Below are 22,947 nucleotides of genomic sequence, written 5' to 3' on the forward strand. Positions count from 1 at the left end.
AGTGAAGAAGTTTCGCGCAGCCTTGGTGATTGCGGCGTTGGTGATCGGCGGCTCGACCGCCCATGCGGTGCAGCCCGACGAGATCATGGCCGATCCGGTCAAGGAGAGCCGGGCGCGGGATCTGTCGCGCGAATTGCGCTGCATGGTCTGCCAGAACCAATCGATCGATGATTCCGACGCGCCGCTCGCCAAGGATCTGCGCGTGCTGGTGCGCGAGCGGATCGGCGCCGGCGACAGCGATTCCCAGGTGATCAATTTTCTGGTGGCGCGCTACGGCGAGTTCGTGCTGCTGAAGCCGCGGTTCGAACTGCACACGCTGCTGCTGTGGCTGCTGCCGCCGTTGTTGCTCGGCGGCGGCGTGCTGGCGCTGTGGCTCAATAGCCGGCGGAAGACCCGCGTCGCGGTGGGCGATACTGACTCTCTGATGCAGCTCTCGCCCGAAGAGCAGGCGCGGGTGGAGCGGCTGATCGACGAGCAACCGTCGCCGCGCGAGCCGGCTTAAGTTCGGCCCGCGCCGGCTTGCAACACCCCATCAACGCGACGCGCTGAGAACGGCGCGTTCGTAGCACGCGCTACTCCACCCGCTGCGCAGCCTTGCTGTGATGGCGGCCGTAGAAGGCGTAGATCGCCAGCCCGATCGCCAGCCAGGCGCCCAGCCGAAGCCAGGTGTCGAGCGGAAGCCCCAGCATCAGCACGAACGACACCCCGGCGCCCGCCGGCGCCACCAGCCAGATCGCCGGCACTCTGAACGGGCGTTGATACTCCGGATGCCTGATCCGCATCACCAGCACGGCGACGCACACCACCGCAAACGCGAACAGCGTGCCGATGCTGACCATCTCGCCGACCAGGCCGATCGGCAGCACGCCCGCCAGCCCGGCGACGAGAATGCCGATGACGATAGTGGCGATGTGCGGGGTGTGAAACCGCGGATGCGTCGCCGCCGCACTCTTCGGCATCAAGCCGTCATGCGCCATCGCGCGCAGCACGCGGGTCTGGCCAAGCAGCAGAATAAGGATCACCGAGGTCAATCCGGTCACGATCCCGATCTTGACGATCGGCGAAATCCAGCCGATGCCGGCCGCGTCGATCCCGACCGCAATCGGATCGGGCACGTTGAGCTGGTCGTACGGCACGATGCCGGTCAGCACGAAGGCGACCGCGACGTAGAGCAGGGTGCAGATCGCCAGCGAGCCAAGGATGCCGATCGGCAAGTCGCGCTGCGGATTTTTGGCTTCCTGCGCGGTGGTCGAAATGGCGTCGAAGCCGATGAAGGCGAAGAACACCACCGCGGCGCCGCGCAGCACCCCGGACCAGCCAAAAATCCCTGTGCCGGCATTCGGCGGAATGAACGCGCCCTCGGGATTGCCCGCCGTCACCCAGTTCGCCGTGCTGACCATCGGGGCGGCGCAGACCAGGAAAATGGCGATCACCGTGAGCTTGATCGCCACGATCACGGTATTGAACCGGGCCGACTCCTGAATGCCGACCACCAACAGCGCGGAGATCGCCGCGACGATCGCCATCGCAGGCAGGTTGACGATCGCGCCGGTGGTCGACCAGGTCCGCAACGCCGCGTCGTAGGCGAGCGGCGCCGCCGTCAGTTGCGGCGGCAGATGGATGCCGAGATTGGCGAGCAGGCTGACGAAATAACCCGACCAGCCGATCGCAACCGTGACGGCGCCGACGGCGTATTCCAGGATCAGATCCCAGCCGATGATCCAGGCGGGCAGTTCGCCGATGGTGGCGTAGGCGTAGGTGTAGGCGCTGCCGGAGATCGGGACGGTGGAGGCCATCTCCGCATAGCACAGGCCGGCGAAGGCGCAGGCGAAGGCGCCGAGCACGAAAGACAGCAACACCGCGGGACCCGCATTGGCGGCGGCGGCGTGGCCGGTCAGGACGAAAATGCCTGCCCCGACGATGCCGCCGACCCCGAGCGCAACGAGATTGAACGCCGAGAGCGAGCGCTTGAGGTGGCCGCCGCCGTGCTCCTCCGACTCGGCGACAGCCGCTTCCGCGCGAAGATCGCTCAGTGACTTACGAACCCAAATATCCGCCATCGACGCCTGCTTGTCTGGAAACCGAGTTGCCGGACGAGAAGCGCCGCGACGACAGTTCAGTTCCATAGACCAGCGGCAAGCGATTCGTCAGGGCGTGGCGCGACGATCGTAAGCTCGCGGGACGGGCAATGTCCGCCAGCTTGCTGGCGGCAAATGACGCGAACGCCCGTCTGGTTCCTGATCCGCTGAGATTGCGAAGGTCAGAACGGCACGATTTCCTGCGGCAGCGCTTCGCCCGCCTTGTGGATGGCGATCCAGCGGTGCAGCTCGGCGACGTGGCCGGCTTCCTCGGCGACGAACTCCTTGGCCAACGCCTTGATCTCGGGATTGGTGGTGGTGTCGAGCACGTTCTTGTACCAGTCGAACGCGCTGGTCTCGGCTTCCAGCGCGATCTCCAGCCCGAGGTCACGGCTGATGAACGGGTCGGTGCCCCAGATTGCCGCGGTCTCCGGGCTTTCCAGACCGGGCCACTCGAACTCGTCGAGCTTGATCTGCGGAATGTCGCGGAAGCCGGCGCGGGCCTGGGCGTCGGCCTGATGCATCCGGGAATAGTCCGATAGTTGCCGAAACAGCTTCGAGACCTCCCGGTTGCCGCAGGACTCCATCGCGTCGGCGAGTTGTCCGAACCGAAGTGCTGCTTCCTGTTCGAGCTTGATCGAGTGGGCCAGAAATTCTTCAACGGTGTCCATTGTAGTCCCTCCGCGGTTCATTCCCTCTTAGCTTAGGTTGCGCCAAGCGGGGTAGCGGTTAGCAAAGGCATCCTGCACAAAAATTAGCGCGAGCGCGAAAAGCACGTCTGCGTGCTAATCGCGCTCAGGACTCTCATCGTGCACGGCTGCGTCGAAACGTCGCCGCTCAGGCGTTTTCGTGCGTCTTGGCGTTCTTGAGTGCCCATTCCTCTTGGGTGATCCAGGCTTCGAGAATCTTGACGTGATCGGCCTCTTCGCCGACGAACTCCTTGGCCGCCGCGGCGACGTCGGGATTCTTCGAGGTCGCTTCGATGGCGCGATAGAATTCGTAGCCGCGACGCTCGCCCTGCAGCGCCACCTTCAAGCCGCCGAGCCGCGACATCGACGGATCGGCCGCCCACGCCGCAGTGCTTTCCGGGGTGGCGTGGTTGGGCCAAGCGTAGTCCGGCGGTACGTTCTTGCTGAGATCGATCGAACCGGCGCGGGACTTCACCTCGGCCAGATGCAGCCGCGAGAAGTCGGCGAGTTGCTTGAACAGTTTTGCGACTTCGGTGTTGCCGACGCCGTCCATCGCCGCGGCGAGCTGATCGTAGTTGTTGGCGGCGTCTTCCTCGACCTTGGCGGCGTAGCCGAAGAATTCGTCCAGCGTGTTGATCTCGGTGCCGCCCTTGTAGCTCTTGGCGACGCTGGTGACGTGCATGCGTTGCGCCGGCAGCGTCTTGTCGCCCTCGAAGCTGACCAGGATGTCTTCGTTGCGCACGAAGCACTGGCAGGCCAGCCGGTAGCGCGGCGGAATATCATTCACCTCGGCGTTGGTGATTTCGTCCTTGGTGATCTTGCCGAGCTGCTTGAGTACCTCTTTTTCTTTTTCGGTCAGCGCCACCGCGGACTTGGCGTGTGGATTGAAATGCTCGACCTGCACCAGGCAGGAGCCGCATTCGCCGTCCTGGCAATCGAACGGGATCGGAATCTTGTGCGACTTGGCGACCGCCAGAATGGTGCCGCGGTCGCCGGCAACCGCATAAACTGTAACGTCTCTCGCCATCACCGGCGATGAGAAGGTAATATTGGCCACGACGCTCTCCGTTTCTTGATGACGATTACGATGACGCGGACCGCCTCGGGGGCGTCCCTCGATCGTTGCTTGGCAAAAACCAGGCCAAGCGCAAAGCGAGCGCAATCAATGACTTACTCGATTGTCGGAAATCGGTGATGCGACAATGCGGCTGCGATTCCCGACACGATTTGTACGAACGTGGACAAACCCGGGGCGCTGAACGCGGTCTCGCCGCTAAATTACAAAAGTTTAATTCCCCCGCCAGCGCGCGGTAAGGCGCGCGCCCCCATCTTCAGAGCCACAAGGTGCGCTGCCCCTGCGCCGTCGATTTCAAGTTCTGGAGAGATTTCGAATGACTGATCGCCCCACCGAATTGTCCTCGCTGCCGTCCTATCGGCCGTTGCGCCGCTCGCTGTTCTCGGCGCGCAAGTTTGCGCTGATGGCGTCGGTGGTCGCAGGCCTCGGCGCCGGCCTCTATGGCCTCAGCCCCGCGCCAGACCATTTCAATGTGCTCAGCACCGCCGCCCACGCCCAGGTCAACAACGAGGTGCGCAAGGTGGCGCAGCCGGTCGGCTTCGCCGACATTGTCGAGCGGGTGAAGCCCTCGGTGATTTCGGTCAAGGTCAACATCAACGAGAAGGTCGCCAAGAACGACGACAGCGCCGAGGATTCGCCGTTCCAGCCAGGCTCGCCGATGGAGCGCTTCTTCCGTCGCTTCGGCGGCCCGGATGGCATGCCCCCTGGATTGCGCGGCGGTCGTGGCGGCCGCGGCGCGGTGACCGGGCAAGGCTCCGGCTTCTTCATCTCGGATGACGGCTATGCGGTCACCAACAACCACGTGGTCGATGGCGCCGATAAGGTCGAAGTCACCACCGACGACGGCCGTACCTTCAAGGCCAAGGTGATCGGCACCGATCCGCGCACCGATCTGGCGCTGATCAAGGTCGAAGGCGGCAACAATTTCCCGTTCGCCAAATTGGCCGAAGGCAAGCCGCGGATTGGCGACTGGGTGCTCGCCGTCGGTAACCCGTTCGGGCTCGGCGGCACCGTGACCGCCGGCATCGTCTCGGCCTCTGGCCGCGACATCGGCAACGGCCCCTATGACGATTTCATCCAGATCGATGCCCCGGTGAACAAGGGCAACTCGGGTGGACCGGCGTTCGACACCTCCGGCGAGGTGATGGGCGTCAACACCGCGATCTATTCGCCGTCCGGCGGTAGCGTCGGCATCGCGTTCTCGATCCCCGCTTCGACCGTGAAGACGGTGGTCGCCCAGCTCAAGGACAAGGGCTCGGTCAGCCGCGGCTGGATCGGCGTGCAGATTCAACCCGTGACCCAGGAGATCGCCGACAGCCTCGGCTTGAAGAAGGCCGACGGCGCGCTGGTCGCCGAGCCGCAGGCTGACGGTCCGGCCGCCAAAGCCGGCATCCAATCCGGCGACGTCATCACCGCGGTGAACGACACCCCGGTCAAGGATGCCCGTGAACTCGCCCGCACCATCGGCGGCTTTGCGCCGGGCAACTCGGTGAAGCTCAACGTCATCCACAAGGGCCAGGACAAGGTGGTCAACCTCACTCTCGGGCAGTTGCCGAACACGATCGAAGCCAAGGCCGATGTCGACCGCGGCGATCACGGCGACGCCAAGCGGGGCTCCGACATTCCGCGGCTCGGCCTGACGCTGGCGCCCGCCGGCACCGTAGCCGGCGCCGGCAAGGATGGCGTTGTCGTCACCGAGGTCGACCCGAAGAGTGCGGCCGCCGAGCGCGGCTTCAAGGAAGGCGACGTCATTCTGGAAGTGGCCGGCAAGAGCGTCGCCAGCCCGACCGAGGTGCGCGAAGCCCTGGCGTCGGCGAAGACCGAGAACAAGAACAGCGTGCTGATCAGGGTTCGCAGCGGTGGCTCGTCGCGTTTCGTGGCGGTGCCGTTGGCAAAGGGCTGATCGGTTCGGGATTTTTCGAATGGAGTGCGTCGTCGGCATGTCGCCCCCGCCGATGGCGCGCTCCGGGGGACGGGCTTAGGCCCGTCCCCACGGATACCTTCCGGTGGAGAATGCCCCCCTCCGTTGGAAGGCGCGGCGGGCGGTGAGGTTCCCCCAGCCTCACCGCCCGTTTCTCCGACTCCCCCAGCGCCGCCTTGCATGGCGCCTCGGGCCGCGCCATGGTGACAGAAAGCAATACCGCCTTGCCCCAATCCGAAACCGAAATGCGCCTGCTGATCATCGAGGATGACCGCGAGTCCGCCGACTATCTGGTCAAGGCGTTTCGTGAAGTCGGCCACGTCGCCGACCACGCCGCCGATGGCGAGGAGGGGCTGGCGCTGGCGGATTCCGGCGACTACGACGTGCTGGTGATCGACCGCATGCTGCCGAAGCGCGATGGTCTGTCGGTGATCGGCACGCTGCGCGACAACGGCAACCGCACCCCGGCGCTGATCCTCTCCGCGCTCGGCCAGGTCGACGACCGCATCAAGGGGCTGCGCGCCGGCGGCGACGACTACTTGCCGAAACCGTATGCCTTCGCCGAGCTGCTGGCGCGGGTCGAGGTGCTGTCGCGCCGCCATGGCGGCCCGGCGGAAGAAACCAGCTACAAGGTCGGCGATCTCGAACTCGATCGGCTGTCGCATCGCGTCGCCCGCGGCGACGAGGAACTGACGCTGCAGCCGCGCGAATTCCGGCTGCTCGAATATCTGATGAAACACGCCGGGCAGGTGGTGACGCGCACCATGCTGTTGGAGAACGTCTGGGACTATCATTTCGATCCGCAGACCAACGTGATCGACGTCCACATCTCGCGGCTGCGTTCGAAAATCGACAAGGGTTTCGAGCGGCCGCTGCTGCATACCATTCGCGGCGCCGGCTACATGATCCGGGACGGCGGCTAACGTCCGCTGCCACGCTCGGCTGCTTGCCTGTTGCTCGCAATCGCACCTAGCCTTGTGCGTAGCCACTGCGTTTTCCGCTGCCTCGCTTTCCGCACGTCCGCATTCCGACATAGCCCGCTGATAAATCGGCGCGGCTCGCGCCAGATGACGCGCCATAAACATCTTCGAAAGACATTACGGCGCATTTCATCGCCGGAAAACGCGTCCTATCGGACAAGCGAAGCGATGATCCCCATCCTCCATCGATGCACCCAAACGGCCTTGGCGGCAGACTCAAGTGCGAGTCTGAACAATCCTCTGACCGGGTTCTCGTCGATTATGGAATTCACAGAGGCTAGACATGACACCGACCGCTCCCCGTCGCCGTATTTCGGTTTCCACCTCGATCGTGCTGTTCGGGCTGGTGACGGCTTTCGGGCTCGCCACGATTCTGTCCGTCAGTGAGTACGGCAACAAGCAGGTTCGCGTCGGTGGGCCGTTGTATTCCCAGATCAAGCTCGGCAACGATCTGGTCGCCGATATTCTGCCGCCGCCGGAATACGTCATCGAATCATTTCTCGAGGCGACGCTGGCGCTGCACGATCCCGCCAACCTGCCGGCGCATCGGCGGCGGCTCGCCAAGCTGCACAACGAATATGACGAGCGCCACGCCTTTTGGGTCGGCTCCGAGCTCGATCCCGCGCTGAAGACCAAGCTGACGCAGAAATCCGACGCCGAGGTTCGCAGCTTCTGGGCCGTGCTGGAAAACCAATTGCTGCCCGCCTTGCAGAACCAGGATCGCGCCGCGGCCGACAAGGCCTATGGGCAGCTGGCTTCGGCTTACACCGCGCACCGCGCGATCGTCGACGAGATCGTCAAGGCGGCCAATGACGGCAATGCTGCTCTGGAAGCCACGGCCGTCGAAGAGGTGACGACCGTGGCGACCTGGGTGTGGAGCGTGTCGGCGCTCGTGGTGCTGATCATCGCGCTGGGGATTATCGGGATTGCGCTCGGCGTGATTCGCCCGGTGGTGCGGATGACCGCGGCGATGCAGAAGATCGCCGGCGGTGCGTGCGACGTCAGCATTCCCGGCACCGCGCGCGGCGACGAGATCGGCAGCATGGCCAACGCGATCGGCATGATCCGCGACAACGCCGAGCGCAAGGCGCGCGACGAGGTCGAGGCGCGGGGCCAACTCGACCAAGCCGCCGCGGCGCGGCGCAAGCAGGACCTCGATAGGCTTGCCGATCATTTCGAGGGCGCCATCGGCAACATCATCGAGACGGTGTCGGCGGCCTCGACGCAGCTCGAAGCCGAGGCCAAACGACTGACCCAGACCGCCGAGACGACGCAGCAGCTTTCGGTCGAGGTCGCGGCGGCCTCCGGTGAGGCCTCCGCCAACGTCCAGTCCGTCGCTTCCGCCACCAATCAGATGGCGTCGTCGGTGACCGAGATCAGCCGCGAGGTGCAGGAATCCGCGCGGATCGCCGGCGAAGCGGTCGATCAGGCGCGCAAGACCAACGACCGGGTCGGCGAATTGGCCAGCGCCGCGGCCCGCATCGGCGACGTCGTCGAGCTGATCAACACCATCGCCGGCCAAACCAATCTGCTGGCGCTCAACGCCACCATCGAGGCGGCGCGCGCCGGCGACGCCGGACGAGGCTTCGCAGTGGTGGCCTCCGAGGTCAAAGCCTTGGCCGAGCAGACCGCCAAGGCCACCGGCGAAATCGGCCAGCAGGTCACCGGGATCCAGGCGGCGACCCAGGAGTCGGTGAACGCCATCAACGAGATCAGCGACACCATCGGGCGGATGTCGGAAATCTCCTCGATGATCGCCTCGGCGGTGGAAGAGCAGGGCGCCGCGACCCAGGAAATTTCCCGCAACGTGCAACATGCCGCCGACGGCACCAGCAAGGTGAGCTCCAACCTCACCGACATGCAGCGCGGCGCCGCGGAAACCGGATCGGTGTCGTCGCAGGTGCTCGCCGCGGCGCAATCGCTGTCGCGCGACAGCGGCCAGCTCAAGGCCGAGGTCAGCAAGTTCTTGGAGACGGTGCGGGCGGCGTGAGAGGCGCGAGCAGGATGATCCGAATTCGTCATCCGGCTCTGGCCTTTCGTTGGGCGTGATCTTGTTCGGAAGACCGCTAATCCAGTTTTCTGGATCAGCGCCAGGAGCATTCGGCAGCCGCGGCAGATGACGTTCTGCCGCGGTGCGAAACCTTGGCGCAGGAGCCCGGCCCGCGAGATGCGCTCAGGTCATGCCGCGCTCGACAGGTCGGGCTCGGATGGCAAAGCCAGCTCCACCCGATTGCGCCCGTTCAGCTTGGCCTGGTACAGCGCGCCATCGGCGCGGGCGACCATCAGTTCCGGGATGTCGCCATCGCGATATTCGGTGACGCCAAAGCTGCAGCTGACGCGCCCGACTTGATCGAAGGCGACATGTGCGATCGCGGTACGCAGCTTCTCTGCGACCACGTAGGCTTCCATGCGGCTGGAGCCGGTCACCAGGAGAGCGAATTCCTCTCCTCCCCACCGCGCCAGCATGTCGGTCTCGCGGAGATGGCTCGACGCCAGATCGGATAGTCCGACCAAGACGCGATCGCCGATCGGATGGCCGTAGCGATCATTCACGGTCTTGAACAGATCGACGTCGAACATGATCAACGAGAACGGCATCTTGTAGCGCTTGGCCCGCGCGATTTCGCTCGCCAACGTCTCATCGAATTTCAGCCTGTTGTACAGTCCGGTTAGGCGATCGGTGGTGGCCAGCACCGCCAGGCGTTTTGCGCGATCGCGCAGTTCCGCGGCCATGGCGTCGTCGTCCGCTTTCTTCGCGATCAGCTCCTGCTTGAAAAACTGTAGCGCATCCGCCATCGCTCCAATTTCATTGCGCTCACCTTGATGCGGCACAGCCACGCCGAGGTGTCCGGCAGCCAGTTCGCGCATCGGCGTAATGATCGACGCCATGGCGCTGCCGACATGGCGGATGAAATAGCCGCCGACGGTGATGCCGATGACGACCGTGAGCGAGAGAACAGCCGCCAGCGACGTCAGCGCCGACTGATAGGTCTCGGCGGCCTCCCTGCCGGCTGCGTCAGCCCCCTGGTTGTTAAGGGCGATGCTCGCCTTCAGAATCTCATCGGCGCGCTTGCCGATGGGATTGACCGTGTCCAAGTTGAGTTCGCGCGTTGCCAGAGATGCGATGTCGCCGCCGTCGCGGGACAAGGCCAACACCTGTCGCACGCCGTGGAGGTAGGCTTCCCAGAGTTGCACCCATTCGGCATAGAGCGCACGCTCTGTAGGGGATTTGATGAGCCTTTCGTAGCTGCTCCGGATCTCGATGTTGCTCTTGACGTTGTCTTCGAGCAACGCTTCCATCGCCTGCTTGGCTTGGGCGGTGTCCGACAGCAGATGTTCTCGGATGATATTGCGGCAAGTGATGACGCTGGCGCGCAGTTCGCCCAGCGCACGAACGCTTGGCAACCAGCCGTTTTGAATAGCCGCCGCGTCGTTGTTGATCGACCGCATATTGACGACCCCGAGCAGGCCGACGCCGCTCACGGCCATGATCAGGAACGCGATCACGGCGGTGATCTTGGTGCGGATGGAGAGTTGACTGAGGCGCATCGCGGTTGTTCTCGACTTTCGGTAAGACCCGGAGGAGGGGAGAGCAATCTGGATCGCGACAGCGAGTGGCGCGGACCAATCCGTGAACGCCGGCTGAGTGCCATCGTCCATTCGTCGCTACGGAAATCCAGTGCCCGCGCGCGCATCGGCGTTTACACAGATACTTGACCAATTACGCGACGCGGGCCTTACAAGCGGTTAATCTGTGGTCAGGTTGCAATACGAGGGTGTCACCCCATTAGCGGCTGCGCGATCCCTGCCAGCCCGCGATGAGCCGGTGAACAATTTGTCACTGTAGGCCGCGGCGGAAAGCGGCTAGAACCGGCCGTCGGAATGACCGTAACGTTCTCAATGGCTTGTAAGATCTGACCGTGACCGCATTCAGCAAACTGATCCGCACCACGGCGTTTCGGCTGACGCTGGTCTATCTGTTTCTGTTCGCGCTGTTCGCGGCCTCGCTGCTGGCGTATTTCGCCTGGAACACGCATCGGCTGATCACCGACCAGATCACCACCACGGTGAACGGCGAGATGGAGGAGATCAGCGACATCTTCTCCCGCCGCGGCCTGCGCGGGCTGGTGTTCACCATCGAGAACCGCGCGCTGCGGCCGGGCGCCAACCTCTATCTCATCACCACCCCGAACGGGCAGGCGGTGGCCGGCAATGTTGGCCAGCTCGCGCCCGGCGTGATGGCGACCACCGGCTGGGCGGAAACCTTCTATCGCAGGCTCGACGATTCCGACGCGCCGCATCATCGCGCGCTGGTGCGGGTTGCGGAACTGAGCGGCGGCTTCCGGCTGTTGATCGGGCGCGATCTTGAGGAGCGCCGCCGGCTGTTCGGCGTGGTGCGCTCCGCGGCGCAATGGAGCGTGCTGATCGTCGTGGTGCTTGGGCTCGGCGGCGGCATCTTCGTGGCGCGCCGGGTGCTGCGCCGGATCGACGCCATGACCGGCACCACGCAGCGGATCATGGCCGGCGACTTGTCGGGCCGGTTGCCGGTCGGGCGCAGCGGCGACGAACTCGACCGGCTGGCGGAGAACCTCAACGCCATGCTGGAGCGGATCGAGGCGCTGATGATGGGGCTGAAGGAAGTCTCCGACAACATCGCCCACGATCTGAAGACGCCGCTGACCCGGCTGCGCAACCGCGCCGAGGAGGCGCTGGCGAAGTCGCACAACGAGGCCGAATATCGCACCGCGCTGGAGCGCACCATCGAGGAATCCGACGCGCTGATCCGCACCTTCAACGCGCTGCTGATGATCGCCCGCGCGGAGTCCGGCCAGGCGCGCGGCGACATGGCCGATTTCGACGCCGCCGAAATTGCCAAAGGCATCCACGAATTGTACGAGCCGTTGGCCGAGGACAATGGCCTCTCGCTCAAGGTCGAGACGACGCCGGCGCCGCTGCATGGCAACCGGGAGTTGATCAGTCAGGCGTTGGCCAACCTCGTGGAGAACGCCATCAAATACGGCCGGCCGCAGGCCGAGGCGCAGCCGCTGGGTGCCGATGCGGCGCCGTCGAGCGGGGAGATCCTCATCGAAGCCCGCCGCGACGGCGACCAAGTGCTGCTCGGCGTCATCGATGGTGGCCCCGGCATCCCGACGTCCGATCGCAAACACGCGGTGCAGCGTTTCGTGCGGCTCGAGGCCAGCCGCACCCAGCCCGGCTCAGGATTGGGCCTGAGCCTCGCCGCGGCGGTTGCCACGCTGCATGGCGGCGAGCTTCGGTTGAGCGATGCCGACCCGGGATTGCGCGCAACGCTTGCAATTCCCGCGCGCGCGGGTGATGGACTTGCCGTTCCAACCCAGAATCCAGAACAGACAACGGCATGACTCTTTCCGCGACCGACGCGGACCAAATCGAGCTGGCGGGGCGTTTTGCAGCGGGGCCGCGCCTGTACGCGCCCGAGGACGCTGCGCGTCGGCTGGCCGGTTGGTTCGGCGACATCGATGCGGCGCAGGCCTCGGCGATCACGGCGATCGCCGAGCGCTTTCCCAACGCCGAACGCCTTCTGCAATCGATCGCCGAGGCCTCGCCCTATCTGTTCGATCTGATCCGCGCCGATGCGGCGCGGCTGGTGCGGCTGCTGCGCTGCGATCCGGACCGCAGGCTCGCCGAATTGATCGAAAGCAGCAGCCACGCCGTGGCTGCCGCCGCAAGCGAGACCGAGGCGATGCAGGCGCTGCGCCGGATGAAGGCGGAAGCGGCGCTGCTGATCGCGCTGTGCGACATCGGCGACGTCTGGCCGGTGATGCGGGTGACCGAGGCCCTGACCGATCTCGCGGTGGCCTCGGTGCAATGCGCGCTGCGGTTTCTGCTGCGCCAGGAGGCTGCCCGCGGCCGGCTCAAGCCACCCTGCGCCGACCGCCCCGAAGAGCGCAGCGGCATGGTGGTGCTGGCGATGGGCAAGATGGGCGCCGGCGAGCTGAACTATTCCAGCGACATCGATCTGATCGTGTTCTTCGATCTTGCCGCGCCGACGGTGGCGCCGGACATCGAGCCGCAGCCGTTTTTCGTCCGAGTGACTCAAGGCTTGGCGCGGCTGTTGAACCAGCGCACCGCCGACGGCTACGTGTTCCGCGTCGACCTGCGGCTGCGTCCGGATCCGGCCTCGACGGCGGTGGCGATCTCGACGGCATCGGCGCTCGACTATTACGAGCGCGAGGGCCGCACCTGGGAGCGCGCCGCGATGATCAAGGCGCGGCCCTGCGCCGGCGACGCCGCGGCCGGCGAGGCGCTGCTCGCCGACATCGCGCCGTTCGTCTGGCGCAAGCATCTGGATTTCGCAGCGCTTGCCGACGTCCACGACATGAAGCGGCAGATGCAGACTTTTCGCGGGCAGACCGCCATCGCGGTCGAGGGGCACAACGTCAAGGTCGGCCGCGGCGGCATTCGCGAGATCGAGTTCTTCGCGCAGACCCAGCAATTGATCGCCGGCGGCCGGCACCGCGAATTGCGGGTGCGGCCGACCCTGGCCGCGCTTGAGATCCTGGCGACCAGCAACTGGATCACCTATCAGGCGCGCGACGAATTGACCGTTGCCTATCAGTTTCTGCGCCGCGTCGAGCATCGGCTGCAGATGATCGCCGATGAACAGACCCACACGCTGCCCGAGGATGTCGCGGCGGTGGAGCGCTTCGCGCGCTTTCTCGGCTTCGACAGCCGCGCCGCTTTCGCCGAGCAATTGCTATTCCATCTGAATTGCGTGCAGGGCCATTACAGCAAGCTGTTCGAGGCGGGTGATCCGACCGACGCCACGACGCTGCCGCCGGTCGACTACGGTGCCGGCCCCGACGATCAGCGGCTCGCCGAACACCTGGTCGCGCTCGGCTTCAAGAAGCCGGCGATGGTCGCCGAAACGCTGCGGCAATGGATGGCGGCGGAGTATCGCGTGCTGCGCGTCGACTCGACGCGGCGCGCCTTCCTGGAATTCGTCCCCACTCTCATTGTCGGGCTTTCCCGCGCCGAGGAGCCGGACAACGCCGTCATCGCGTTCGACCGGCTGCTGCAGGCGCTGCATCGCGGCGGACGGCTGGTGTCGCTGCTCAGCCAGAACAAGGAACTGGTGGCGCTCGTCGCGCTGGTGCTCGGCGCTGCGCCCCGGCTCGGCGACATGGTGGCGCGGCAGCCGCAGATCATGGACGGGCTGATCGACCCGCGGTTCTTCGGCGCGATGCCGGACCAGCGCGAATTGTCGATGCGGCTTCAGGCGACGCTGGCCGACGCCGGCTCCTACGAAGAGTTTCTCGATCGCTTAAGGATGTTCGGCCAGGAAAGCCTGTTCCTGATCGGGACGCGGATTCTCTCCGGCACGGTGTCGACGCAGCAGGCCTCGATCGCCTTTGCCGACGTTGCAGAGGGCATCGTCGCCACGGTGCACGGCTTGGTCAGCGATCAGTTCGCCATGCAATACGGCCGCGTCAAAGGCCAGGAAACCGCGATCCTGGCGATGGGCCGGCTCGGCAGCCGAGAGATGACGGCGTCGTCGGATCTCGACCTGATCCTGATCTACGATTTCGATGCCGATGAACCGGATTCCGACGGCGCGCGCTCGCTGCACGGCACGCAATATTTCGCCCGCTTCACCCAGCGGCTGATCAGCGCCTTTACGACCCGGACCAATTACGGTGTGCTGTACGACGTCGACATGCGGCTGCGGCCGTCGGGCCGCGCCGGCCCGGTGGCCTCGCGGCTGGATTCCTTCGCCGACTATCAGCAGCACGAAGCCTGGACCTGGGAGCACATGGCGCTGACCCGGGCCCGGGTGATATCAGCCTCGCCGGCGTTTCGCGACAAGATCGAAGGCATCATCCGCGAGGTGCTGACGCGGCCCCGCGACGCCGCGGTGATTGCCAACGACGTCGCCGAGATGCGCCGCGCCATCGCCCAGGAAAAGGGCGAGGACGACATCTGGGATCTGAAATACGCTTCCGGCGGCCTGGTCGATATCGATTTCATCGCGCAGTATCTGCAGCTGGTTCATGCCGCGCAACATCCCGATATCCTCAACGTCGGCACGCTGCAGGTGCTGGAAAATGCGGCGCGGCTCGGGCTGCTGCCGCAATCCGAAGCCGAAGTGCTGCGTAGCGCGGCGCGGCTGTATCACGACCTCACGCAGATCGTGCGGCTGTGCGTCAGCGAGAAGTTCGTGCCGGCCACCGCCGGCGAAGATCTGTTGCGGGTGCTGGTGCGGGCCGGCGACGCGCCGGACTTCTCGTCGCTGGAGGCGCGGGTGAAAGAGACCCAGGCCGAGGTGCGGGCGGTGTTCTTGAAGCTGCTGCAGGGGCAAGGCTAGCAGATTTGTTTGTTGGAAGCGTCCAACAAGCAGCGTGCGTCATTCCGGGGTGCGAGCACTTGCGAGCGACCCCGGAATCTGCAGCTCGCTGATGAGTCCGCCGCGTGTTGCGAGATTCCGGGTTCGCGCGAGCTATCGCTCTCGCGCCCCGGAATGACGGCTCGGTCTTGCGATTTACTCAATCTGAGTTGAAGAGACGTCAGGCGGCCGCGGAGATCTTATCGCCGGCCTTGGCGGCGTCGCGCGGCAGGGCGACGCGGACCACGGTGCCGACGCCGAGCTGCGAGCGCAGCCGCATCGAACCGCCATGCAGGTTGGTCAGCGACTTGGCGATCGCGAGTCCCAGTCCGGAGCCGTGATAGGTCTTGGTCAACTGGCTTTCGACCTGTTCGAACGGCTGGCCGAGCCGGCGCAGCGATTGCTTCGCGATGCCGATGCCGGTGTCGGCAATCAGCAGCACGATCTGCTCCTCGAACACCCGGCCGCGCACCGTGACGCGGCCGCCGTCGGGGGTGAACTTCACCGCGTTGGACAACAGGTTGACCAGGATCTGCTTGATGGCGCGGCGGTCGGCGAGCACCGGAATGTCGTTGTCGATATCGGCGCGCAGCATCAATTGCTTGTTGTCGGCGCGGCCCGACACCACCCGCAGCGATTCCGACAGCGTGGTGGCGAGGTCGAACGGTTCGAGATCGAGCTTCATGCGTCCTGCCTCGATCTTCGACATGTCGAGGATGTCGTTGATCACTTCGAGCAGATAGTGCCCGCTGGTCAGGATGTCGTGGCAATATTCCTGGTACTTCTCCGAGCCGAGCGAGCCGAACATGCCGCTGCCCATGATCTCGGAAAAGCCGATGATGGCGTTGAGCGGCGTGCGCAATTCGTGGCTCATATTGGCGAGAAATTTGGACTTGGTCTGGTTGGCGTCTTCGGCGCGGTTCTTTTCTTCGGAGTATTTCTGCGCCAGATCGACCAGTTCGACGGCCTGACGCTCCAGCGTCGCCTGCGATCGCTTCAGGTCGACCACCGTGGCGCGCAGCCGCAGATCGTTCTCGACCAGCTTCTGCTCATGCTCCTTGATCCGGGTGATGTCGGTGCCGACCGCGACGTAGCCGCCGTCCTTGGTGCGGCGCTCGCTGATATGCAGCCATTTGCCGTTGTCGAGTTGCGCCTCGAAGGTGCGGGCGCCGGGCGGGTGGTGGCCGGCTTCGGGCAGCCGGGTGCGCGCTTCCGGCATGGTGCCGACCTCGACCACCGTCTCGTAGGAGGTGCCGGGCGTCACCGCGGAATCCGGCAGTTTATGCAGGCGCTGGAAGTGCGAATTGCACAGCACCAGCCGGTTCTCCGCGTCCCACAGCACGAAGGCTTCGGGGATGGTCTCGATGGCGTCGCGCAGCCGCAGATCGGCTTCCACGGTGCGCTCGGCGAGGCTCTTGTGTTCGGTGATGTCGACCGCGATCCCGATCAGATGCGTCCCCGCATCGCCGGCGCCCTGGCTCAGTTCGCAGCGCACCCGCAGCCAGATCCAATGGCCGTTGGCGTGCTGCATGCGAAAGGTGTGGTCGATTTGGCTGATGGTGCCGGTGATCAGTTGGTTGGCGATCGCGAACAGGTCGATGTCGTCGGATTTCACCAGCGCGTTGACTTCGCCGAAGGTCAACAGATCGCTGCGGCTTTCCAAGCCGAGCATGGTGAACATCGATTGCGACCAGAAAATCCGCCCGCGCGACAGATCCCAGTCCCACAGCCCGCAGCGGCCGCGGTTCAGTGCGGTGTCGATGCGGCCGCGCACCGCGTCGTTGATCAGGTCGCCCTCGCGCGCCCTCGTCGATTGCCAGTGAAACGCGAAGCCGAGGATCAGCACCACGAAGCCGGTGGTGGCGGACAGCGTGATCGACAGCGCGGTGTCGGATCGCCAGATCGGTTCGACATTTTCTTGAATGATGACCACCTGGCCCGGCAGCGAGCGGATGACGCGTTGGGTAGCGATCGCGGTGCGGCCGTCGGGCAGGGCGATGTCGGTGATGCCGGATTGCGGCGCGGATGCGGTGAGCGGTTGCGTCGCGCTCAGCACTTCGAGGATGCGGGTGGCGTCGCCGACCGGAACATCGACCGGAAGCCGCGCCAGGATGCTCTGATCGGCGCCGACCACGATGATGTAACGGCCAACGGCAATTCCCCAGGCCGGAACCAGTCCCGGAAGCAGGCCTTGCAGACGGCCGATGCTCGCCGCGCGGTCCTGTTGTCGCGGCGATCCGGCGCGATCGATCCGCTCGGCGAGCAGATCGGCCAGCGCCGCGAGATCGCGGTTGGTCGCGGTGCGTTTCTGCCGGGTCTGATCGATGATCTGCACCGAAGCCCCGAAGCAGATGGTGATCAGGAAGGCGATGATCAGCGTGGGCACGGCACGGCGGAGCGCGGGCTCCGCGGTCAGCAGCCGGTGATAGGCCGGTTTTGCGATCGACTGCGCCAATCCCTTGATCGAATCGGATTGCGCGCAGGCGCTCGCAGCTTGTGCGCGCGCCATGCTTTTGGCCCCCAGCGTAATGTCTGACTTTACCCGTTTCGAAGGGCACCCGGCCGCTTCGAATCGAGCCGATTTGAATCCAGTTTGAGGGGGCTGTCGAGAGTCAACAAATCGTTAATCGAAATAAATCTTCTCCAACGCAAAATTTCCGCCCGGGAAACGACGGCGCGTGAGTCCGAAACAAGAACGCGAGGTGACGTGGCGATGTCTCGCCCTCAATCGGCGTTCGGCGGCTCGGCGTGGCTGATCACGCGCTTCACGCTGGGGAACGCTCGGCGCAGTTTGCGTTCGATCTCGTCAACGTGTTCGTGCACCGCGATCACGCTCATCGCCGCGGCGGCATGGCAGTGGAAATTCACCACCTCGCCCGCGTCGGTGTCGCGCACCCGCACGCTATGGATGTCGTTGATCACCCCGTCGGAGGCGAAACCTGCCAGCGCTGCACGGATTTCTTCGACCCGGGCGGCCGAGGAATCGGCGCCATGCGGCAATTCCGGCTCCAGCGGCTCGATATGGGTGTCGACCTCGACGTCGGTGCCGAATTCGTCGACGATATGGTGCTCGAGCTGATGGGCGATGTCGTGGGCCTCGATCAGCGGCATGTTGCCGTCGACTTCGAGATCGATGCTCACCGTGAGCTTCTCGCCGAGGTCGTGCACCGTGACGTGGTGGATCGCCAGCCCGGAATTGCGCGCGATCACCATGATGCGCTCGCGCACGCTCTCGTTGTCGCGCGCCACCGGCACCGCGGTGAAGGTGAGGTCGGCATCGTCGAGCGCCCCGCTGACGGCGGCCTGCGCCTTGCGCTTGATGTCTTCGATGCGGTCGATCGGGTAGGTGCGCGGCACCTGGACGATGGCGTCGATGAAATAGGTCGGCCCGACCATCCGAACACGCAGCCGTTCGATGCCGACCACGCCGGCGACGCCGCTGATCGCCTCGCTGGCCTTGTCGGAGACGCCGTCCGGCGCGCGGTCGAGCAGGGTCTGGATGGTGGAGCGACCCAGCCGCACCCCGAGCAACGAAATCATCACCGCGACCCCGATGGCGGCACCGGCATCGCCCCAGGGGAAGCCCAATCCCGACAGCGCCAGCCCGACGATCACCGCGAACGAGCCGAGTACGTCGGAGGCGAAATGCAGCGCGTCGGCGGCCAGCGCCTGGCTCTTGGTCGCCACTGCGGTCTTGTGCAGGGCCCTGGCGCGCCACAGATTGACCACGATATCGGCCAGCAGCACCACGAACGGCAACGCCGACAGCACCGGGGGCGGCGCGCCCTCGCGTAAGCGGCTGTAGGCCTCGACCACGATGCCGCCGGCCAGCACGTAAAGCATCGCAATGACGCCGAGCGCCGACAGGCTCTCGATCTTGCCGTGCCCGTAATGATGAGCATCGTCGGCGGGGCGATCCGACATCCGGACAACCACCCAGGTAATCAGCGTGGCGACCAGATCGACCGAGCTGTGCAGCGCTTCGGATATCAGGGCGAGGCTGCCGATCGCGATGCCGACGGTGAATTTGGCCGCAGCCATGGTGGCGCTGGCCAACACCGAGATGGCGGCGACACGGGCTTTCACATTGGCGACTGACTGGCTCATGCGGCGCGGTTTAGCAGGACGGACCCGACTATAAAAGCCGTGGCGAGATCTCCGGCGCGCGGTGCGGGCACTGGCTGAGAATCGTTCCGAGTTGAAACTCGCGGCCTGACATCAACGTGTCATGAGGTCGGGTTGCGCGAATGACGGTTAGCGGCGGAATTCGTTGCTGAGTTCGCCGATCCCCTCGATCGCGACGATCACGGTATTGACCGGCTCTTTCATCACGCCGACGCCGACCGAGGTGCCGCAGCAGATCAGATCGCCGGGCAATAGCGTCATGTCATGGGAGATCAGGCTGACCAATTGCTGCGGGCTGAAGATCATATCGGACACCGGATAGTTCTGCCGCTCGGTGCCGTTCAGGATGGTCCGCACGTTGAGGCCGGCGGGATCGATGCCGGTCTTGATCGCAGGTCCGAACGGACCGAAGCCGTCGAAGCTCTTGGCGCGGGACCATTGCGTGAAGCTGGGGTCGCGGTTGAGGACGTCGGCGGCGGTGATGTCGTTGACGCAGCAATAGCCGAAAATATGCTCGTCGGCCTCGGCGACGGAAATTGCGCCGCAGCGCTTGCCGATCACCACGCCGAGCTCGCCTTCATACACCACCTTGCCGTCGTAGCATTTCGGTCGCGGCACTTGCGCGCCCGGCGCGGCGACGCTCGACGGCGCTTTCAAGAAATACAGCGGCTCGGCCGGCTCCGGCTGGCTCAGTTTGGCGGCGAGCGCGTGAAAATTGTTCCACAGCCCGATGATCTTCGATGGTTCACAAGGCGCCAGCAGTTCGACATCGGCGTGCCCCAGCGTCTCGCCGGTCGGCATCGCCTCGCCGAACATCTCGCCGGTGTGAACGCTAATGACGGAGTGCGCGATCGTTCCGAAGCCGATCGTGTCGTTGTGGCGATAGCGAACCCATTTGGTCACGGCGAAGTCCTCCTACCGACTAATCATTGTATGGAACCAGCCTCTTCCACGTCATTGCGTGGAGCGAGGCTAAGCAATCCAGGAGCTACGCGCTCCGAAGCCTTGGATTGCTTCGTGTCGCTCGCAATGACGCGGCGGGCGCTTCCACCGCAATGAGATGAGAGCGCCTAGTACAGCCCCGCCACCCTGGCGCGCTGAATCACCAAGCCTAGCACGGCGTCGATCGCTGGCGTGGGAATTTTGGTCAGCCGCCCCATCTCCTGCACCACGGTCACCAACGGGTCGATCTCCATCGGCCGGCCGCGCTCCAGATCCTGCAGCATCGAGGTCTTGTGCGCGCCGACCTTGCGAGCGCCTTCGATGCGGCGCTCGACGTCGACGCGGAACTTGACGCCGAAGCTCTCGGCGATGGCCTGGGTCTCCAGCATCATCGCCTTCGCCAGCGCCCGCGTCGCCGGATCGGAGCAGATCACGTCGAGCGTGGCGTGGGTCAGCGCGCTGATCGGATTGAAGCAGACATTGCCCCATAGCTTCAGCCAAATCTCGTCGCGGATGCGGTCGAGCACCGGGGCTTTGAGGCCGGCGGCTTCGAAAACTTTCGACAGCCGTTCGCAGTCCGCGGAGATTTCGCCGGACGGCTCGCCGATCGGGAACTTGTCGCCGTAGACGTGCTTGATCACCCCCGGCGCCTCGATCTCGGTCGCCGGATAGACGATGCAGCCGATCGCGCGCTCCGGGCCGAGTTCGCGCCACTGCCGGCCGCCGGGATCGATGCTCTCCAGCATCGTGCCCTCGAGCTGATTGCCGTGCTTGTAGAAGTACCAGTACGGCACGCCATTGACCGCGGTGACGATCCGGGTGTTCGGCCCGAGCAGCGGCTTCATCTGCTCGAGCACGCCGGTGATCGAATGCGCCTTCAGACAAATGATGACGAAATCCTGCACGCCGAGCTCGGCCGGATTGTCGGTGCAGCGCGGCTGCGCCACGCGCTCCTCGCCGCCGATCAACAACTTGAGGCCGTTGGCCTTCATCGCCGCCAGATGCGCGCCACGGGCCACCAGGCTGACGTCGGCGCCGGACAGCGCCAGTTGCACGCCGAGATAGCCGCCGATTGCCCCGGCGCCGTAGATGCAGACTTTCATTGATCGTTCCAGTGCAAGGGCCGGGCAGATCCCGGCCACCGTGGGTTGACGAGGCTCGCGGCGGCGCCGGCGTTGGCGCTCTGCCATCGGCAGTTATCGATCAGATCAAGGCCGTGTTCAAGCGGTCGCCGCGTGCATGACGGAGGTCTCATGCGGCTGCGGTCCGCAGCCGATTGAAGCCGTCGTGGATCACCGACCAGAACAGCGCGATGAGGCCGAGGACCATGATCGAGCCGACCAGGCCGTTGGAAAAGAATACGCCGAGCGAACCCTGCGAGCCGAGCAGGGACTGCCGGAACGCTTCCTCCGCCTTGTCGCCGAGCACGATGGCGAGCACCAGCGGCGCCAGCGGATAATTGCATTTCTTCAAAAGATAGCCGGCGACGCCGAACACCAGCATCAGCATCACGTCGACGGTGCTGCTGTGGACCGAGTAGGCGCCGATCGCACACAACACCAGGATCAGCGGCGCGATGATGCTGAACGGCACCCGCAGGATCGCGGCGAACAGCGGCACGCAAGTCAGCACCACCAGAAGCCCGACCAAATTGCCGAGATACATCGAGGCGATCAGTCCCCAGACGAATTCCTTCTGTTCGACGAACAGCATCGGGCCAGGCTGCAGTCCCCAGATCAGCAGGCCACCGAGCAGCACCGCAGCGGTCGGCGACCCCGGCACGCCGAGCGCCAGCATCGGCAGCAGCGCCGCGGTGCCGGCGGCATGCGCCGCGGTCTCCGGCGCGATCACGCCCTCGATTTCACCGTTGCCGAAATTCTTGCCCCGCTTCGATACCCGCTTGGCGATGCCGTAGCTCATGAACGACGCCGGCGTTGCGCCCGCCGGCGTGATCCCCATCCAGCAGCCGATCACGCAGGAGCGCAGCGAGGTCATCCAATAGCCGGGCAATACCTTCCAGGTGTGCAGCACGACGCGCAGATTGATCTTGGCCCGGCCGCCGCGAAAGCTCAGCCCGTCTTCCATGGTCAGCAGGATTTCACCGATTCCGAACAGCCCGATGACCGCGATCAGGAAGTCGAAGCCGTTCAGCATCGGCGTGAAGCCGAAGGTCAGCCGCAATTGTCCGGTCATCGAATCCAGCCCCACCGCGGCGAGCGCGAAGCCGATCATCATCGACGCCAAGGTCTTGAACGGCGGCTCCTTGCTGAGACCGACGAAACTGCAGAACGCCAGAAAGTACACCGCGAATTTTTCCGCTGGACCGAATTGCAACGCAAAGCTCGCCACCAGCGGCGCCACCAGCGTGATCATGACGACGGCGAACAGCGCGCCGACGAAGGAGGAGGTGAAGGCCGCGGTGAGCGCTTCGCCGGCCTTGCCCTGCTGCGCCATCGGATAGCCGTCGAAAGTGGTCGCCACCGACCACGGTTCGCCCGGGATGTTGAACAGCACCGAGGTGATCGCGCCGCCGAACAGCGCCCCCCAGTAGATGCAGGACAGCATGATGATCGCCGAGGTCGGCGGCATGCTGAAGGTCAGCGGCAACAGAATCGCCACGCCGTTGGCGCCGCCCAAGCCCGGAAGGACGCCGATGATGACGCCGAGCACAATTCCGATCAGCATCACCGCGATGTTGAACGGCTGCAGGGCCACGGCGAAGCCGTGAAACAGATTGACGAGTTCTTCCATGCGGGCAGGTCCTGACGGTGAGGG

15 protein-coding genes are annotated in these 22,947 nt (G+C 65.0%); 6 read left to right on the top strand and 9 right to left on the bottom strand.

The window, feature by feature from the left end:
- Position 1 precedes the first annotated feature (1 nt).
- Complete coding sequence (locus RPC_RS09205; protein WP_011472300.1) at positions 2-502, top strand: cytochrome c-type biogenesis protein; 501 nt, start codon at positions 2-4, stop codon at positions 500-502.
- A gap of 70 nt (positions 503-572) precedes the next feature.
- Here RPC_RS09205 and RPC_RS09210 read toward each other — a convergent pair whose 3' ends face one another.
- From RPC_RS09210 to RPC_RS09220, 3 genes are all read right to left on the bottom strand, one after another.
- Positions 573-2,060 carry an amino acid permease gene (locus RPC_RS09210; protein WP_041801602.1) on the bottom strand — a complete coding sequence of 496 codons (1,488 nt, stop codon included), beginning with the start codon at positions 2,058-2,060 and terminating at the stop codon, positions 573-575.
- Positions 2,061-2,260: 200 nt separating this feature from the next.
- Positions 2,261-2,749: a ferritin-like domain-containing protein gene (locus RPC_RS09215; protein WP_011472302.1), complete on the bottom strand. Its 489-nt coding sequence runs from the start codon at positions 2,747-2,749 to the stop codon at positions 2,261-2,263.
- Between the two features lie 166 nt (positions 2,750-2,915).
- Positions 2,916-3,824 (bottom strand): ferritin family protein, encoded by a 909-nt coding sequence (locus RPC_RS09220; RefSeq protein ID WP_011472303.1) that lies wholly within the window; start codon positions 3,822-3,824, stop codon positions 2,916-2,918.
- Positions 3,825-4,158: 334 nt separating this feature from the next.
- Here RPC_RS09220 and RPC_RS09225 point away from each other — a divergent pair, with 334 nt between their 5' ends.
- The 3 genes from RPC_RS09225 (at position 4,159) to RPC_RS09235 (ending at position 8,733) form a co-directional block, all read left to right on the top strand.
- Positions 4,159-5,745, top strand: a complete 1,587-nt coding sequence (locus tag RPC_RS09225) for a Do family serine endopeptidase (protein WP_011472304.1) — start codon at positions 4,159-4,161, stop codon at positions 5,743-5,745.
- Positions 5,746-5,963: 218 nt separating this feature from the next.
- Positions 5,964-6,686, top strand: a complete 723-nt coding sequence (locus tag RPC_RS09230) for a winged helix-turn-helix domain-containing protein (protein WP_011472305.1) — start codon at positions 5,964-5,966, stop codon at positions 6,684-6,686.
- A 340-nt stretch (positions 6,687-7,026) separates the two neighbouring features.
- The gene (locus tag RPC_RS09235) at positions 7,027-8,733 is read left to right on the top strand and encodes a methyl-accepting chemotaxis protein (RefSeq protein ID WP_011472306.1); all 1,707 of its coding nucleotides are present in this window, start codon (positions 7,027-7,029) and stop codon (positions 8,731-8,733) included.
- Between the two features lie 188 nt (positions 8,734-8,921).
- Here the strand turns inward: RPC_RS09235 and RPC_RS09240 are convergent, their stop codons facing one another.
- Positions 8,922-10,292 (bottom strand): diguanylate cyclase, encoded by a 1,371-nt coding sequence (locus tag RPC_RS09240; RefSeq protein WP_011472307.1) that lies wholly within the window; start codon positions 10,290-10,292, stop codon positions 8,922-8,924.
- Positions 10,293-10,663: 371 nt separating this feature from the next.
- Between RPC_RS09240 and RPC_RS09245 the strand changes: the two genes are divergently transcribed.
- Entirely contained in the window at positions 10,664-12,124 is a 1,461-nt protein-coding gene (locus RPC_RS09245) for an ATP-binding protein (protein ID WP_011472308.1), read from the top strand.
- Positions 12,121-15,087, top strand: a complete 2,967-nt coding sequence (locus RPC_RS09250) for a bifunctional [glutamine synthetase] adenylyltransferase/[glutamine synthetase]-adenylyl-L-tyrosine phosphorylase (RefSeq protein WP_011472309.1) — start codon at positions 12,121-12,123, stop codon at positions 15,085-15,087. Before RPC_RS09245 ends, RPC_RS09250 begins: the two co-directional genes overlap by 4 nt.
- 199 nt (positions 15,088-15,286) lie before the next feature.
- On the opposite strand, the gene RPC_RS09255 is transcribed toward RPC_RS09250, so the two are convergent.
- The 5 genes from RPC_RS09255 to RPC_RS09275 form a co-directional block, all read right to left on the bottom strand.
- Entirely contained in the window at positions 15,287-17,614 is a 2,328-nt protein-coding gene (locus RPC_RS09255; protein ID WP_011472310.1) for a PAS domain-containing sensor histidine kinase, read from the bottom strand.
- A gap of 215 nt (positions 17,615-17,829) precedes the next feature.
- Positions 17,830-19,212, bottom strand: coding sequence for a cation-efflux pump (locus tag RPC_RS09260; protein WP_011472311.1), 1,383 nt, complete (start codon positions 19,210-19,212; stop codon positions 17,830-17,832).
- Between the two features lie 147 nt (positions 19,213-19,359).
- Positions 19,360-20,133, bottom strand: coding sequence for a fumarylacetoacetate hydrolase family protein (locus RPC_RS09265; RefSeq protein ID WP_011472312.1), 774 nt, complete (start codon positions 20,131-20,133; stop codon positions 19,360-19,362).
- A 167-nt stretch (positions 20,134-20,300) separates the two neighbouring features.
- Positions 20,301-21,275, bottom strand: a complete 975-nt coding sequence (locus RPC_RS09270; protein ID WP_041801604.1) for a 2-dehydropantoate 2-reductase — start codon at positions 21,273-21,275, stop codon at positions 20,301-20,303.
- A 148-nt stretch (positions 21,276-21,423) separates the two neighbouring features.
- Positions 21,424-22,923 (bottom strand): tripartite tricarboxylate transporter permease, encoded by a 1,500-nt coding sequence (locus RPC_RS09275; RefSeq protein ID WP_011472314.1) that lies wholly within the window; start codon positions 22,921-22,923, stop codon positions 21,424-21,426.
- Positions 22,924-22,947 lie beyond the last annotated feature (24 nt).

The sequence above is a fragment of the Rhodopseudomonas palustris BisB18 genome (assembly GCF_000013745.1).
Classification (GTDB): domain Bacteria; phylum Pseudomonadota; class Alphaproteobacteria; order Rhizobiales; family Xanthobacteraceae; genus Rhodopseudomonas_A; species Rhodopseudomonas_A palustris_F.